Annotated in this window: 16 protein-coding genes and 1 pseudogene; 12 read left to right on the forward strand and 5 right to left on the reverse strand. The window is 41.0% G+C overall.

Translation table 11 applies throughout. The features are described 5' to 3' along the window. From NJ959_RS02490 to NJ959_RS02535, 10 genes and pseudogenes are all read left to right on the forward strand, one after another. Nucleotides 1-1,616, forward strand: a pseudogene (locus NJ959_RS02490) (hypothetical protein); the annotation flags it as partial. Between the two features lie 257 nt (nucleotides 1,617-1,873). Then, nucleotides 1,874-2,443, forward strand: a complete 570-nt coding sequence (locus tag NJ959_RS02495) for a hypothetical protein (protein ID WP_254010163.1) — start codon at nucleotides 1,874-1,876, stop codon at nucleotides 2,441-2,443. Between the two features lie 110 nt (nucleotides 2,444-2,553). Continuing rightward, complete coding sequence (locus tag NJ959_RS02500) at nucleotides 2,554-3,087, forward strand: hypothetical protein (RefSeq protein ID WP_254010164.1); 534 nt, start codon at nucleotides 2,554-2,556, stop codon at nucleotides 3,085-3,087. Beyond that, entirely contained in the window at nucleotides 3,087-3,341 is a 255-nt protein-coding gene (locus NJ959_RS02505; RefSeq protein ID WP_254010165.1) for a hypothetical protein, read from the forward strand. The genes NJ959_RS02500 and NJ959_RS02505 overlap by 1 nt, the downstream gene beginning before the upstream one ends. 484 nt (nucleotides 3,342-3,825) lie before the next feature. Beyond that, complete coding sequence (locus NJ959_RS02510) at nucleotides 3,826-4,446, forward strand: hypothetical protein (RefSeq protein WP_254010166.1); 621 nt, start codon at nucleotides 3,826-3,828, stop codon at nucleotides 4,444-4,446. A 13-nt stretch (nucleotides 4,447-4,459) separates the two neighbouring features. Then, on the forward strand, nucleotides 4,460-4,918 hold the full coding sequence (locus tag NJ959_RS02515; RefSeq protein ID WP_254010167.1) for a hypothetical protein: 459 nt from the start codon (nucleotides 4,460-4,462) through the stop codon (nucleotides 4,916-4,918). Nucleotides 4,919-4,923: 5 nt separating this feature from the next. Continuing rightward, nucleotides 4,924-5,328: a hypothetical protein gene (locus NJ959_RS02520; protein ID WP_254010168.1), complete on the forward strand. Its 405-nt coding sequence runs from the start codon at nucleotides 4,924-4,926 to the stop codon at nucleotides 5,326-5,328. A gap of 660 nt (nucleotides 5,329-5,988) precedes the next feature. Continuing rightward, nucleotides 5,989-6,447 carry a hypothetical protein gene (locus NJ959_RS02525; RefSeq protein ID WP_254010169.1) on the forward strand — a complete coding sequence of 153 codons (459 nt, stop codon included), beginning with the start codon at nucleotides 5,989-5,991 and terminating at the stop codon, nucleotides 6,445-6,447. Between the two features lie 144 nt (nucleotides 6,448-6,591). Then, on the forward strand, nucleotides 6,592-6,879 hold the full coding sequence (locus tag NJ959_RS02530) for a small RNA NsiR4-regulated ssr1528 family protein (protein WP_254010170.1): 288 nt from the start codon (nucleotides 6,592-6,594) through the stop codon (nucleotides 6,877-6,879). Between the two features lie 186 nt (nucleotides 6,880-7,065). Beyond that, nucleotides 7,066-7,302: a hypothetical protein gene (locus tag NJ959_RS02535; RefSeq protein WP_254010171.1), complete on the forward strand. Its 237-nt coding sequence runs from the start codon at nucleotides 7,066-7,068 to the stop codon at nucleotides 7,300-7,302. A gap of 55 nt (nucleotides 7,303-7,357) precedes the next feature. Here the strand turns inward: NJ959_RS02535 and NJ959_RS02540 are convergent, their stop codons facing one another. Continuing rightward, entirely contained in the window at nucleotides 7,358-8,314 is a 957-nt protein-coding gene (locus tag NJ959_RS02540) for a homogentisate phytyltransferase (RefSeq protein WP_254010172.1), read from the reverse strand. A gap of 151 nt (nucleotides 8,315-8,465) precedes the next feature. Between NJ959_RS02540 and NJ959_RS02545 the strand changes: the two genes are divergently transcribed. After that, nucleotides 8,466-9,143, forward strand: a complete 678-nt coding sequence (locus NJ959_RS02545) for a lecithin retinol acyltransferase family protein (protein ID WP_254010173.1) — start codon at nucleotides 8,466-8,468, stop codon at nucleotides 9,141-9,143. Between the two features lie 368 nt (nucleotides 9,144-9,511). Beyond that, nucleotides 9,512-10,333: a CARDB domain-containing protein gene (locus NJ959_RS02550; protein ID WP_254010174.1), complete on the forward strand. Its 822-nt coding sequence runs from the start codon at nucleotides 9,512-9,514 to the stop codon at nucleotides 10,331-10,333. Between the two features lie 332 nt (nucleotides 10,334-10,665). Here NJ959_RS02550 and NJ959_RS02555 read toward each other — a convergent pair whose 3' ends face one another. From NJ959_RS02555 to NJ959_RS02570, 4 genes are all read right to left on the reverse strand, one after another. After that, nucleotides 10,666-12,861 (reverse strand): penicillin acylase family protein, encoded by a 2,196-nt coding sequence (locus NJ959_RS02555; protein ID WP_254010175.1) that lies wholly within the window; start codon nucleotides 12,859-12,861, stop codon nucleotides 10,666-10,668. Nucleotides 12,862-13,093: 232 nt separating this feature from the next. Continuing rightward, nucleotides 13,094-14,272 (reverse strand): DNA cytosine methyltransferase, encoded by a 1,179-nt coding sequence (locus NJ959_RS02560; RefSeq protein WP_254010176.1) that lies wholly within the window; start codon nucleotides 14,270-14,272, stop codon nucleotides 13,094-13,096. A gap of 169 nt (nucleotides 14,273-14,441) precedes the next feature. Further along, a complete protein-coding gene (locus tag NJ959_RS02565) occupies nucleotides 14,442-14,855 on the reverse strand; it encodes a DUF4365 domain-containing protein (protein WP_254010177.1) in 414 nt (137 codons plus the stop codon). Next, a complete protein-coding gene (locus NJ959_RS02570) occupies nucleotides 14,852-15,166 on the reverse strand; it encodes a hypothetical protein (RefSeq protein ID WP_254010178.1) in 315 nt (104 codons plus the stop codon). Before NJ959_RS02570 ends, NJ959_RS02565 begins: the two co-directional genes overlap by 4 nt. Between the last annotated feature and the right edge of the window lie 7 nt (nucleotides 15,167-15,173).

A 15,173-nucleotide genomic window follows, 5' to 3' on the forward strand; every position in this document is an offset into this window, starting at 1 on the left:
TTGAACCAAAAATCAAGGACTTGAACGACGATACTGCTGAAGCCAAAAGCAATGCCTCAAAAGCACTAATCAAGACCAATGAGTTGGACTTACTAAAAACATCCATAAAAGGATTGGAATTTAGGCTGAACAAAATAGAAGCTGAGTCAAGGAAATCTCCATCGACAAACCAGACAACACCGGAGATTAGGAGAATCAAGGATGAACTGGAATCGCTAAAAAAACAAGCAAAGCCAGTGGACTTGACCGCACTAAATAACAGGGTTAGTTTGCTGGAAAAAAGTGTATCCGATCCGAAAATTAATCCAAAACCCACGAACACGGCAACTAAGGATGACTTGGGCGAGTTGAAAAACCTTTTGCTCAATAGATTTGACGAAGACAACCGGAAGCTTGTAAAAGAGTTTGCTGCTGTATCTGGAAAGCCAGGGGCAGATGGCTTAGATGGAAAAAGGGGTACAGATGGCAAAGACGGTAAAGATGGTAAAGATGGCAAGGATGGTAAAAGCGTGAATCCAGCGGACGTATTAGATATCAAAAGTAAACTTCAGGATATTCAGGGGAAGGTGTTTCTTATTCCAGCGATTTTACCAGCAATAGCTAGTTCAATATCTCAGGTGAACTCTAATGTATCAAATCTGCCAATTTCAGAAGCATTCAAAAATAGTGTATCCGAAGGAGTTTGTCGGACCACTCGCTCTGGCGGTTGCATGGGAACTCCCCTAGGAAATATCGGTACTGGAGTTGGAAATAATTCAGCGAAACTTGACCAGTTGAATGGACTTCTGAATGCCGCAGATTTGGCTGCGAGTGGATTGCTGAACAAGAAGATGGATGACGCACTGGACAGGCTCGGTCCAAAAGTGGATGGAGGACTTTCAGGTAAGGTTGCTAAATTAGGAAAATGGCTGGGAATAGACAGGGTATTAAATGTAGTTAATACATGGATTTTATTACACAATGCCTATTTCCTCAGCTCTAACTTAGGTCAGACGCTATTCGGAACAGTGGACAGTGTTCTTCAGGTTTTTGGAATCAGCTTGAAAGATGATGAAGGGGCATCTATCACTTTTAGCCAACAAATTAGTAGCAGCCTAGATGGATGGGCTAAATCGATTTTCGGAGTATCCACATGGGAGGGAATTAAAGAGCAATGGAAATCTTATAGCAGAGTCTATCAAGCTGGGGCAAACATAGTAAATTCCTTCCGCTCAATTTCCGACTCAATACTAAGCGCGATGGAGGTTGTTGGCAGTCAGGTATCAAAAATTGGCAATGCTCTCAGAAAGGCGGGAGAAGTGGCGGAAAACGCCTTCCCCTGGATGAATCAATCACCCAACTTTCAGAACAGATTCTTTACCGCTATTGAGCGAACGGAAGAATTTGTTAGCGCCATAGATAGCGTGGCTCAAGAAGTAATATCAGTGCAGGAGTCGGTCAAGGAAATTCAGGATAACCGGAAAGAATTAGACGACGCTCTAAAACAAGCCACAGGGGCAAATCAAGGGAAGGAATCGCCAGAAGCCGAGGAGACTAAAAAGGAAGAGGAGAAGAAGAAACAGGCCTCTATTGGTCCGAATATTTCAGCGAGTGACTTAATCAAGCCAGAGGAATAAGAATGGTCGATATTAATGGCTGGGAACACCTGCAAGACTTGTACATAAAGACTTACAATAAAGAAGTCAAGAAGGAATTTTCCGATGTAACAGGAGACGACGCAGACCCGAACTCTTCTACCCCCAGACAGAGCCTAAAAAGGGCGTGCTTAATTCATGAAAATGACACGGTATCTGTCGCATTGGCGAGAGTAATCTATTATTATTTTGTATTAAGAAAAGCAAGAGATATACACCTCCCAGTGTATGGAATCCCGATGATGGACGTACATGAAAGTCGGAAATTCAAGCCTCAGTGTTTCCTGTATTTCTTGGAGGATTACCAGGATGTCGAGGACGGATTTTCTCCTGTAGCAGGCGAGATATCTTTCCGCATCACGAGTCATAGTTCTGAATCAATAACAGAAGTTTATCTGAAGTCTTTAGCCAATCAAGTGAAGTCTGAATTTGGCAGAGGAAGTGGATTTGTATGGAAAAAAGGGAAAACAAATATTGCTTATACAGACAAGGACAATGGGCTTCAACTTCGCATACTGTGCCGCTCTATGGCAGAAGGGGAGAGAGTTGTAAAGGCGGCTTTATCGTTAACGAATACCGCCTTTGAAAGCGATCGCCTTTCTGAGGTAAATAATGCCAATCCTACAAGCGCGTACCCGACTGTACCGGGAACTGTCCGAATTCTTGGCAAATCCCGCAAACGCCCCAGAAAGCGTCCTATCGCTGATGTCCGCTTTCAGTACGCGCTACTCCATATCCACGGACTGCCAAATCCCATCTGCCTTCTTGACCGCACAGGAACGTTCCGAAATCCACTCATTGACGCGTGATTTTTGCGATCGCGAAAAAACCGCTAGAAAGCTATAGGCTATCCGGCGACTCGAATCCCTAGAATCAATTGCTAGATTGGGTTTAACGGAACGAACAGGGAGAACAAGAGATGGCGAGAGGGCGTAGAAATTCAAGGATTATAGGTGCGGCACGGCTCAAAGGAGCTGTAGACAAGTACCTCGACTACTTTGTGAATACTGCACGTCAAGGCGCTCGAGTAGGTACAGGGAAACCCAGGCTTCCATCGAAGGATTTATTCATTGTTCCTTTCGGGCAAAAAGTAGCTACTGGGCAACAGGTTCGGCAAACGGCTGCCGAACCCAGTTGGACTAAGTACAAAACAGATTTCTCGACTTATACGGATGACACACCACCTACCGGAGATGGGAATATATTAAGACCCGCAAATTACAAAGCGGCGCGAGTTGTTATTATTACCGGGCGGTCGGACACAGGAGTTCCTGCTACTAGTAACGTAACTGGCCTTAAGTACCTTAAATACGGAGGAACATCTACTGGCATACCTTTTGGAAAAAATGTTGCAGCAGACGAGCAGGAATCTGTTTTCAATACAATTAGCGCCAAAATCAAGCTATCTGCCGCTGGAGGTGTAAAAGTAAGTTGGACAAGGGAAAGAATTTAATGACATTCCAGTTACCATTTATGACGACATTGGAAGAGGATGCAGACTTCTCTTTGTACGATTCCTTGAATGCGGTAGATCGACTTTTTGCCAGAGAGAAAGTAATTGCAGAAGTTTGCGAAGGAAGTCGAGACCCCAGTGATTTACTGGATTTATTTTCAGACCAGGGAATGGATACTGATGCCTACTTGGAGGAAGTAGAAGAGAATGTGAACTACTTACTCGTTTACCCATCGGTTGCTTTGGGATTGTAAAAAGAGGTTTGCTCATCTTGGATTTAAACAATGCCAATAATTGGGAAATCGTTTACAACACTACCTTGGTAGCCCAAGTACTAAACACCAGCCCCGAAAGCTATGTACCAATCCCAGAGACTGTCATCCCGTTCCTTCTGGATTCGCCAGTAATTGTTTGTCACGCAGAATCTTCAGCTCCAACATCTTGGAGGTCGGCGGGATTCCTGATCCAAAGAATAGCAACGGGATTGACAGTAGGCGGGGGAACTCAGACAGAAGTTCAAGAACGGCACAGGGCTTTACTGAATAGATTCAAGCTAGTAAACTTCCCTGAGATATCGGCTGAATACAGCATATCTTTTAAGCCTCACTGGTGGTTTAAGGAAATGAGGCTAACCCTTTGGAAATATATTGGTCCGAGAGTAAGTGGCGACACACTGGAGTACTTGGATAGGGTAGAGAAGAAAACCGATTTGATTTTACAGAGGATTTAAAGCATGAGATGGGGTGGATACCTGTTGTTGAAAATGAAATACTAGATTTTTCGCAATGGAATATATCTCCACTGGCTATAAATGGAGCTTTTCTTAGATGTTCGATATCTTCTGAGGCTAATCTCTCTGGAATTAAATTCTGGATAGAGATTGCACAGTCAGAAATCAATCAACTACCTGGCGTTCCTCTTATTTTCCAGGAAAGGCTTTGGGCTTACCAAGGCAGTCAAGAGGTAATAAAGTTAGCTGACTTGCCTTTCTTGGAAAACAAAGCGATCGCGTTTCGGGGGATTTACTTCGATAAAGGACAGCTACCAGAAATTAGGTTTTCCGCCGAAATATGGCAAGGAGAACCAGAGAAAACCACTGAATATACATGGACACTTTCAGTTCAGTCAAGAGTCCTTCTGGAAGCAAACAGAAACAGGATGCAGCTAGTCTTAGTCAATCAATCAATACAAGATGTATTCATAACCTATGGAGAAAAAGCTGATGGCAAGTATATTTTAATCAAACCTGGTTGGTATCTCAGCGAACCATCCGCGCCGACGAATTATGAGTTCAAATCAAGGATAGAGGCATCAACTATCGGAGAGTGTGAACTTTACGGGATTGAATATTCTAGATAAAGGAGGTTAATTAATGCCCGTTCTTCCCCTATCACTTACAAATGCTATTACTCAAGCACAGGGAGCAGACTTGGTAGCTGCGGACCAAGCAATATTGGCCGCAATAGGTCCTCTCGTAGGTGCTGACGCAAACGCTGTTACCAGTAAGTTAACGAGCCTACTATCGGCTGTTGGAAATAAGACACTAGTAGACTCGTTAATAAACTTCCTGAGCTTAAAGCGAAGCCAGATAGAAGTGACTGGGCACTCGGAGTTAGCCGAGGCCCTGAGAAATCTAGCAGATACCCAGCAAGCCGAAGCTGCGATAAGCCTGAAAAATAAACCTGGATGGTGGGAACAATCATTTGAGCAAATATCCAGGGTTGTGGCGTTTGGTTCGTTTAGTGAGCCAGTAACAGAAGCACTTGAAGAAATACAATCTGAACCGACATCAGCAGAAGAAGAGAAGAATCAAGAGAGGGAAAATAGCTGATGGGAATGATATCATTAGTTCCTTCAGGTGCGACAAGGGAAGATACTCATTTTGCCGAGCTTTCAAACGGAATGAGTAACGATAACAGTCTTCTTTTTCCTTTTGGAGCTAGGTCAGAGAGAATAACTCTATCAAGGCTAACCATTGTTTTCGGTTTAATTCCTGCTACCGATTCTACAAATTATTGGGAAATACTAGTATATCCCAATCAGCCAGGAAAGATTACTGTGCCCTTTCTCTGTGGAAATACAAGTAATTTACCCCAGGGAGAAAATACCAAGCAATTCCCTCGGACAAGCCAGTTACTAGACCCCTTCACTAAAGTGTTTGTTGGTGTAAAAAAAATAGGCTCTCCAGGAACCATTTGGCTGCGTTTTACTCGACTGACTTATACGATACAGGGTTTGTAATCAATGCAAAATCTATACTACTTTGCGTGCTTGCAATGTGGTTACAAGAAGGGTCATTTAAACGAGTGCCCTGTAAGATGTCCTAGCTGTGGTTCATCCGGAGAGAATGTTTCTTGCGTTAGTCTCGAAGAAAATCCACGTTCTTATATCTTATGGACCTTTTTAACCAAATTCAAGCTTCTTTCAGAACAGGTAAAGACTTTTCAATAGGAGAAAGAATTGTCAGGCTGGAACTAGCTCTAACTTACTTAATAGAAAGTGAGAAAGAAATTAAGGAAAGTATGGAAGAGATAAAAGGGTCTCTTTACGGAGGGATTTCTTGCTCGGGAATTGACACTCTCCTTAGTGAAATCCAAGGTCAATTAAACAGGGTGGAGAAAAACCTTCAGGAATTGGAGAATGGTTTTGAAAAAAAATTGTTTGAATCTCTGTGGAGAGGATTCTGCCGCAGGTTGAGCGAGACAGTAAAGACTCATTCTATAAGCATGGGAACCTCGCTAGTAGATATCAATTTGGGATAGTGCCGCTAGATGGTATCAGGGGAGCGATCGGCAATTGACCAATTGTTGATAAAATATCAAGAGCTTACCTCCTGGCTCAGGGAGATTTTTTGTATCAACCATCTACTAGTTCAAATATACTATGCTGCGCAAGTACCTATTGGCAGTCGCACTCGCGACTGCCACTCTTCCTTTCATTGCGATCGTACCAGAGGCTCATACTATCCCATCACGTAACGAAAGGCGATCGCAAAATTATGACGGATGGCAAGTTGAGGTAAAAAGTTATCGGACTACAGGTAAAACCATTCAAACAGAAAGGGGGACTTTTAATGCGGAGCAAACTTGGCTAGCAGTTTTAGTCTCCATTCGCAAAACTAAAATAGGAGGAAGCGGTAATCCACCAATCGGGTTTGTCAATGCGTTACTAGTTGATGCCAACGGATTTGTCTACCCAGTAACCCGAATTGATTATAAGTCTCGGAGCATTGGAGATCCATTTCGCCTGGGAGAGGTTAGGCTTGAGGATTTGTTATTTGACGTGCCACAAGGCACGAGGGCGGCACAACTTATAATTAATTCTTCAGATGGAGAGGAGTTATTAAGGCTGAAAGTTTAATATCAAGTTTTGTTTGATCGAGATTGTTTGTAGTAGGTACTTTAGTGCCTGCTTTTCCTTTCACTTTTTCCCTAAGTATTGCGTTGGCGGGGCTAAGGACGGATATCACCTGGTACAATATCCCTGTAACCATCTGGTGTTGACATGTCCTCAGAAAGCAAATTAGGTGCAGATGCTGTCGATGTTGCGATCGCAACAGGCATTGATTTTGACGGTTCCCCCATTCCTCCTGACAAGTTGGCGCTTTATCATCAGGTGATGGCACTGGAAGCTGGAAGACAGCGCCGGGGCGTATCGAATACAATGCGATCGCGTATTGTGCGGATTGGCGCGAAACATACTCCCCAAGAGGAATTGAATCAAATGCTAATTGATGTTGGTTTTGCTGGGCTTAAAGATAAAGAAGTTCTCTTTTATTACGGCGGAAAATAGGGATCTGCAATCGGGATCGCAACGCTTTCGCAATTGGAAAATAATCAGGAGGGAATAAGGAGACAATGAGCGGTGTCTCCTTTTCCTCCTCTCTTTTTGAACAAGAATTAGTATTTGCGTATTTTGGGTTAAATGATATCATTAAATAATGTCCATAGTCATTAAAAACCTAATTTCATCCTGAATATGAAGCTTTTTCACCTCTTAGCCAGTGCTTTGACGATCGTTGGGATAGTGATGATTACTCCATCAAAAGCTGATACGGGGAAAAATTGCGACTCATCTTACCCGAATGTTTGCATTGTCCCGCCTCTACCGGATCTTGACTGCAAGGATATCCCATACCGAAATTTCCAAGTGCGATCGCCCGATCCCCATAGATTTGATGAAGATGATGATGGAATCGGGTGCGAAAAAAAATAGTGCTGTCAGATTATACTGAATTTAATTCAGTATAATAGTATTTGAAAATCACTATTTAATTTAACAAACAGGCTACGGGAAAAATCAGATATTCTAGAAAAAACAATTTCCAGATAAATTGATAAAAACTTGCGATCGCACTCCGATCTTCCAACTCTACCTTTTGGCTGCGCCACACCATCAGAATCAAGGCGGCAAAATGGGTAACTCCTAAAAAAATAGGATTAACTGAATCAACTAAAACCACACCAGATAGGCTCATACCAATATAACAGATAGCGATTACCCAGCGTGCCAGATTAAACACCGTTGGTTTGCCTAATTGGAGGGTAAACGTAGTGATATTGTACTCCTTGTCTCCTTCCATATCGGGGACATCTTTAAAAATTGCGATCGCAACGGTAAAAACTAAAATAAATAAGGTTAGCGCCCATACCGCAGGTGTCGGAGCGATGGCTTTTCCTCCTTGCCACGCCCAGGTAAAGTGCAAAAATAATCCTAAATTTACAATCGCACCGCGCACGGAAAAAATACAAATTGCTGCCCAAAAGGGAAATCGCTTTAACCGGATTGGCGGGAGGGAATAAGCAGTGCCAATGGCTAAACTTATGCTAACCATTAAAAATAACCATCCGCCCATTAATCCTGCCAATAGTAGGGCGAGACTACCTGTGATTGCTACAATAATTTGACCTTGTTTGCGGGAAAATTCACCTGCTGCAATCGGTAGATGAGGTTTATTAATTCGGTCAATTTCTACATCTTCAAGTTGATTTAGTCCAACTATATAGATATTGCCGCAAATACAGGCAAACCAAGTTCCTATTATTTGGACTAAACTTTCTGATGTAATCCTACCCTCCGTGGTGGCTAGGGCGATGAAATATAACGCCAAAATACTGAGGCTCGTACCAATTATCGTGTGGGGGCGAGAAAATTTCCAGAGGGCATATAGCCAGTTAGTGGGTTGTTGAAAGGGGTTGAGGGGTGAAGGGTTTGAGGTTTGGATCATTATCGAGTGAGAGAGTAGAGTAGATTAATTTTACTATCTTTTTAGAACTTAGATAACAACCACGATAGAGGCTTTGGGTAAGTCGTGATTGCATCTTGTTCCTTTCTCATCTACTATATTAGTTATTGGTCAAGCTTAATCGATCCAGAATATGGCAAGAGGCGATCAAATTTACGTTTATAGAGAATTGCTCAATCTTCAGGGTGTGTACGAACATCATGGGATTGACTGTGGAGATGGCACGGTGATTCACTACCGCAAACCTAGTGAAACTGTTGAACGCACGTCTTTAGCTACCTTCTCTAAAGGAAACAAAGTTTATGTGAAGAATTATACCACTCATTTTATTCCAGATGTGGTAGTACAACGAGCCAAAAGTAGATTAGGAGAAAAGAAATATAACTTGCTTTCTCATAACTGCGAGCATTTTGCGACTTGGTGTAAAACTGGTATTAGTGATAGCAGGCAAATTAGAGACTTTATTCCTATAATAAGTCAAATGAATACTGAAAAATTATACGAACCTATTGCGGAAGCGGTGCGAGGAAGCGATCGAGAAAAAGCAGATCGGATGTTCAATAAAGCCATAGCAGATATTAAAATTGTTTGGGATACCCTACAACCGCAGTATAATCAGGAAGTGCGGGAGATTAATGCTTGGCAGAAGGTGGCAATTAAAGCACTAAAACAAAATAGAGAAGATTTGGCACGTCAAGCTTTAATCAAGAAGGAAAAATATGAGAAAAGTGCGACGGAAAAGAAAGCTAAATTGGATAGATTGGCTGAGATGACAGAAACTTTGGTAAAGAATCGGATGAATTTAAAATAGGGGAATTGGTTATTGGTTATTAGTTATTGGTTATTGGTTATTGGTTATTGGTTATTGGTGATAAATTCTCTAGTTTCTGATAATTTATTCTTCACTGTTTTTTTAACGCAAAGGTACGCAAAGGTGAGCGCATAGACGCGCAGCGGCTTCTCGTAGAGTAGGTACGCAAAGAAGGGAGTTTATGTAGGGTGCGTTACGCTACGCTAACACACCCTAAGCGATCGGTTCCCCTATGGTATAGAGATTAACAAAATCTAAAATTTTTCATCACTTGACTTAAGTCAAGGCATTATGCGGTATTAAGTGTGGCGGGAGAAGCGATTGAAGCTGTTGAAGGCTATTACTACGCCGGATGAGGATTTGGCGGCTTGTTTGGCTTAGGGGGTTTTGGGGTTATTCATCCAGCAACTAGCACAGTAACGACTGGTGGAACAATTTCATTATCTTCATACGTTACAAACAGTGGTGCAAGTGCAGCAGGGGCTAACTATACGAGATACTGGCTCTCAAACGACACAACTTTAGATAGCAGTGATACCTTCATTGACTATCAGTATGTCAGCCCATTGAGTGCAGGATCATCGCAATATAACAGTTACAATTTTACCTACAACAGTAGTTGGGGTACGGGAACAAAGTATGTATTATTCCAAGCTGATAGTACTAATCTTGTCTCTGAAAGTAATGAGTCTAACAATTTAGCTTATGCCACTATTGTGGTTAATCCTAATTCCAATACAGGTGTGCCAACTACCTATCAACCGTTTAATGCAAGTCAAGTCTTTTCTCTCAACAGCAACTCTGGGGCAAACCATACTATTTATCTAGATTTTGATGGTCATACTACCACAGGCACTGCTTGGAATAATTCTTATGGCAGTACCATTACAACTCCCGCGTATGATACAGATGGAAATACTTCTAGTTTTTCAACTGCTGAACTTGAAAACATCTGGAATATTTGGCGGCGTGTAGCAGAAGATTTCATTCCTTTCAATGTGAATGTAACTACAGCCAGCCCTTCTCCCTCTGATTTAATTAAAAGTGATAATAGAGTTAGCATCAATCGCTACCTCAGTGGAGGAAAATATTATCTGCGTCTTATGGGAACAGGAAAAGGAGATCTGATTACGGGATACAGTAATTACGGTAGCTTAGGACAATACTCTATCACTGGCACTCTTAGATAAGACTTGCATCCGTAACTCATCGATCCGATCTTTCTGGAGAATACTACTTCTCAGAAAGATCGCTTTGTTATTACGGAGATCTTGCACCAGCACGAAAACCATACTTTATTGAGAGTATTGCAGCTTGAAAGCCTTGATTATTCGTTGAAAAATATAGTTTTCCATGTCTTGTTGAGAATGGTGCAAGATGTGAGTTTCGTCGGTTAATACATCCGAAAATGTTAGAAATAAATCACAGCAGGCATTTGACTTTTGAATGGGTGACTTTTGCTATATATATCCCACCCAACTTAATCTAATCACCCTCACAAATATCTCAACAATCCTAACCCTCAAAAAACCTTCCTCCCAGCCAAATGTTCCTCAATTTCCTTCCTACTCCGCCAAACGGATCGCAATTCATTCCGACTATATAATACTAACTGATCGCCAATATGCTCTGAACCAGGTTGAGTAGCATTCCCATAAACATTCAATACCTTAGCCTTAACTGGATCAGAAAACTCAATCGCCGCAATATAACTATCCCCAGAAAAAGATTGAAAACGCCCGCCAGTAGTTGGGGCTAAATCAATTACCCGAAAACTTCCCAACATTCCCGGCGCACCACTCGCGGGTAAATCAACTTTACCGTAATGCAATCTTACTACTTCACCCCACGGTATATCTAGGGACGTGTAGACTAATTTAACAGTAGTCGCAGCCGCTTCCAGTACTTTTACCGCACCTGCGGGATCGGCTAAAGCATCAGGAGTTGTCAGGGGTGATTTTGCATTCCAAGGTGTAGCAAACCAATTGGAATTAGGCATAGATATCGCCCAAATACTAAAAAGTACAGCACCTCGACTATCCGCATCTCCTTTCCGATCCCAAGCTGCTAAAACATCAGCCGCTTCAATTGCTAACTTACTCCCAGATTCTCTGGCTGCGGCAATTAATTCATCCAAAATTCGCTCCGCTAATTCCATCCGAGATGAGAATTTATCGACAATCATTTCTTCATAGCTAATTTTCGGCTTTTCCATCAGCATTCGCACGGAACGTTGGGCACGAAAATCCATAAATTTGGGAGCAATGTAAGCTGGATAATCATCAGGATTTAGTACTTGGGGAAATGTAGTTGTCCAAGGTGGATCGTTGGCATTTTGCAACCAGCCGCTGGGTGGATTTAGGACGCGAGGTAAGTCTTGATAGGGATGATATTTTGTCCACAATGTTGCTGAAGTATCACCAGGAATTATACCTTGCCAATATTGCCAATCTCCTTTATCACGGATAGGTACATCACCATTAAATAGATGTAAAACATGTCCTTCTTTGTCGGCGTACATAATAGTAAACATCGGCAATTGCAAGGGTTTGATTGCTGTTTCAAACTCTTTAAGATTATTAGCCTGCGCCATATCCCAGAATTGTGCCATAATCTGAGATTTATCTAAACCAACTACCCGCAAGGCAATTGCTTTCCCATTTTTCTCTCCTACTACAGGACCATGAATAGAACGTTTTATAATTAACTTCTCTTCCCGCAGCGTACCATCTGCTTGTTTTACCTTTAATGTTTGAGTTTCTATCTCAAAAGGACGAACATTTCCATCCCACAAATACCCGCCATCTGCTAATGTCAACCCATAACTATCCCAACCGTCAATCGTGTTAACAGTAAATGTCCAACCTAAATTATTATTAAACGCGATCGCTAATACTGGCATCCCCACCAAAGCCACGCCATAAGCATCAATCCCTGGCGCTGTTAACTGGGCTTCATACCAGAGGTATAAATCAGACCAAGGTAAGTGGGGATTTGCTAATAGCATAGCATTGCCGCTGGTTGTATGGTGCGGTGCGATCGCCCACGCATTAGAACCTGTTTGTATGGGCACGGGCGAAGGATTCGGAGAGATAATTTTTGGTAAAGCCGAAAGGTTATCCCCCGAATCTTTCGCCCCTACAGATTGTGGGTTGAGAGACAACTTGACAAACGCTTTCTTAGAAGCAAGTGTCTCTACTTTTTGAGGATTAACTAAAAAATTAAAATGAATTACCCGCTGAATGTGAGCTAAAATATCCACACCATTTACTGGTAAAACTACCTTGAATTTATCCTCAATTTCATCTAAATTTTCCTTGGCATAACTATTAATTCCACTGGCAAAAGCATCCAAATAATCCCGCATAATCGGAGTTTGTGCCTCATACCATTCCTGCGCCCTTTCCGGAATTCCCATACTTCTGACATACTTGTCAGATTTCAGATATTTCTCTCCCCAATATTCCGCAGCCCTGCCTCGTGCTTGTCCGTAGAGTTGTAAAATTAGGTTACCGTGGCTAGTTGCTTGCGCCCATCCCATCGCCTCAAATAAATCTTCTGAATCTTTAGCGTAGATATGGGGAACACCCCAAGTATCCCAAAGAATTTCGGTTTGTTCTATTCCAGCTACTGGGCGGTAAATGCCTAGGAATAAACATAAAGTAAAACTTAGTAATGAGAGAAGGATAATTGAGATTGCGCTTTTTTTTGATAACATTTTTATTAAATATAGCCAAATACTTGTTTGATGAACTAGTCTGCCTTCAAAAGTGATGCTAAAACTCTATTGATTTCTTCTCTTATTAAACTTGCGTTCCTTATAAAGACTTGAATTCTGATAATGTATTTGCCTTTTTATTTGATGTTCCCAACTTGGGCGTGTACTCTGAACATAACCGGATTAGTTCTAGGAGTAGATTTAAGTATTTCGTATCATCATTCATGATAGATTATATTGTTTTTTGCTCAAAATATTCAGGATATGCCTGAATAAATTTATCAATTTGACTAGCGATTAAATGACCAATTATCGGCGGTACTGCATTACCTATTTCCAGCATATTTTGACTAGCAGAATGAGGAAAAACAAATTCATCGGGAAATGATTGCAGCCTTGCACATTCTCTAACTGTTAATCGGCGTTCTAGTAAATAATGAAAATGAACTCTTGCTTTCATATTTGCCCTAACTGTGTAAGCAATTTCTCCTTTTTTAGATTTTTGATCTCCTTGTCCAGCCCCTTTAGTGGCTTTTGTGGCTACAAAATACTGGCTTTGATTGGGTATAGTTTCATCATCAATTTCTACCAGATCTCCTATTGCTCGATCAATTGTAACATATTGAAAAAATAATTCTGGTGTTGGCGGTTGTGGGAAGGCTAAAATATCTGAACGGACACCAATTAAAAATAGCCTGCTTCTGCTTTGAGGCAAACCAAAATCTGGGCAATAAATATGCCATACTTTAAAAGTATATCCAACCGATTCCAATTCATTGATGATGTGCCTTAAAATTTTCCCATTCTCAAGTTTTTCTAAAAAGGGTACATTCTCTCCTACTACAATTTCGGGCTTATGTAGGTTCATATAGTCTTTCATCACATTATATAATTCACCCCTAGAACCTTTAAGTCCTTTTTTAAGACCACATGATGAAAAATCCTGACAGGGAAATCCACCAATCAGGATATTAGCATGAGGTAGTAACCTCATATCTAGGTTACTTAGGTCTACTGTAGTGACATCATTTGAGATATTTAACCCATAAGTTTCTGTAGCCTTTTCGTCAATATCATAAGCATGTACAATTTTATATGGCAGAGATTGATATTCTTTATTGAGAAAAGTGAATCCTCCTAAAAAACCTAAATCAAGACCACCGCATCCAGAAAAGAAGGAAATTACCTTGACATAATCTTTGATCTTATCTGATTTTGACAGAGTATAATTGATCTGATTCTTGACAGAAGGATTATCCTTGAATCCATACTGAAAAATAGGTTTTCTTTTTAAAGCTTTTCTTTTGGGTAATCCAGATTTTGTCCGCATGTAATTCTGATTTAATCGCCGTATTTTTATTGTTAGCGAATAGATTATACTATCTAAAGTAGAATAGATTGTTTCAGGCATTAAACTTATCTGAGTGAGGATTGTTATGGCTTCTCTTGGAGACGCTATGCTAGCGCAGAGCTTCCCTAACGCCCAACCCAGGCATCGCCAAATCCCAAATCAAATCTGTCCTTTCACTCAAACTGCTTAATTTCCTGGAAAAATCAAGGTATGATAGTTGTATAGAAGTCTATATACGACTATCATACCATCTATTTACCATCGAAACAATATTACTTATTCCCTCATTAGTTAGCCTGTACAAATTATTAGTATTATCCCAATACAACCTTGAATAATCACCCTCTGCCATAACAGGTTCAAGAATCCATTTATAATAACCTTGTCCGTTTTTCAGAGTAAAAAAAAATAAACAAACGGGAAAAGAAAATTCAGCGATAAATTGACTTAAACCTAAATCAATCTGAATTTCGACAATATCTTTACTTTCAATTAATTTAGGGGTAGAAACTGTGGCTTTAACCTGAACTCCAAAAATCCTCCCCGTATAACTTCCATCTTTAAGCAGTGTCACTAAAAAATCTAAGCCACAATCTTTTTGCTCTCTCTGTCTGGAAATTATGAGGTCATCGCGACGAGTCAAATTTCTGTTACTTCATCAATACCAACTATATAGGTGGGCGCTACATAAGCGGCTATCCCACGTATATGATCTTGAGGAACTTTAACCTTGAGGCGGTTGAGTTTCTTTGTATAACCTGTTCTTGTTGTTTTGACTTGTACGAAAAAATAAGTAATAATAGATTCAGTCCCTACCAACTCAACGATAAAATCAACATACTGCCATTTATCTCCTAAAAACTGCGGTTTGAAAATGGGACGAGATCGATCGTGAAATTCAGTCATCAAAACTGTAAATATTGCCTCTCCTCTCTGTCCAAGTGTGTCTCTCATCTATATA

This window comes from Limnofasciculus baicalensis BBK-W-15, assembly GCF_024178385.1.
Lineage (GTDB): Bacteria > Cyanobacteriota > Cyanobacteriia > Cyanobacteriales > Coleofasciculaceae > Limnofasciculus > Limnofasciculus baicalensis.

What these genes read in the sequence shown, in the direction of transcription:
- NJ959_RS02495 (WP_254010163.1), top strand. Translation starts at nt 1,874, where the DNA reads ATGATGGACGTACATGAAAGTCGGAAATTCAAGCCTCAGTGTTTCCTG.
- NJ959_RS02500 (WP_254010164.1), top strand. Translation starts at nt 2,554, where the DNA reads ATGGCGAGAGGGCGTAGAAATTCAAGGATTATAGGTGCGGCACGGCTC.
- NJ959_RS02505 (WP_254010165.1), top strand. Translation starts at nt 3,087, where the DNA reads ATGACATTCCAGTTACCATTTATGACGACATTGGAAGAGGATGCAGAC.
- NJ959_RS02510 (WP_254010166.1), top strand. Translation starts at nt 3,826, where the DNA reads ATGGGGTGGATACCTGTTGTTGAAAATGAAATACTAGATTTTTCGCAA.
- NJ959_RS02515 (WP_254010167.1), top strand. Translation starts at nt 4,460, where the DNA reads ATGCCCGTTCTTCCCCTATCACTTACAAATGCTATTACTCAAGCACAG.
- NJ959_RS02520 (WP_254010168.1), top strand. Translation starts at nt 4,924, where the DNA reads ATGATATCATTAGTTCCTTCAGGTGCGACAAGGGAAGATACTCATTTT.
- NJ959_RS02530 (WP_254010170.1), top strand. Translation starts at nt 6,592, where the DNA reads ATGTCCTCAGAAAGCAAATTAGGTGCAGATGCTGTCGATGTTGCGATC.
- NJ959_RS02535 (WP_254010171.1), top strand. Translation starts at nt 7,066, where the DNA reads ATGAAGCTTTTTCACCTCTTAGCCAGTGCTTTGACGATCGTTGGGATA.
- NJ959_RS02540 (WP_254010172.1), bottom strand. Translation starts at nt 8,314, where the DNA reads ATGATCCAAACCTCAAACCCTTCACCCCTCAACCCCTTTCAACAACCC.
- NJ959_RS02545 (WP_254010173.1), top strand. Translation starts at nt 8,466, where the DNA reads ATGGCAAGAGGCGATCAAATTTACGTTTATAGAGAATTGCTCAATCTT.
- NJ959_RS02555 (WP_254010175.1), bottom strand. Translation starts at nt 12,861, where the DNA reads ATGTTATCAAAAAAAAGCGCAATCTCAATTATCCTTCTCTCATTACTA.
- NJ959_RS02560 (WP_254010176.1), bottom strand. Translation starts at nt 14,272, where the DNA reads ATGCCTGAAACAATCTATTCTACTTTAGATAGTATAATCTATTCGCTA.
- NJ959_RS02570 (WP_254010178.1), bottom strand. Translation starts at nt 15,166, where the DNA reads ATGAGAGACACACTTGGACAGAGAGGAGAGGCAATATTTACAGTTTTG.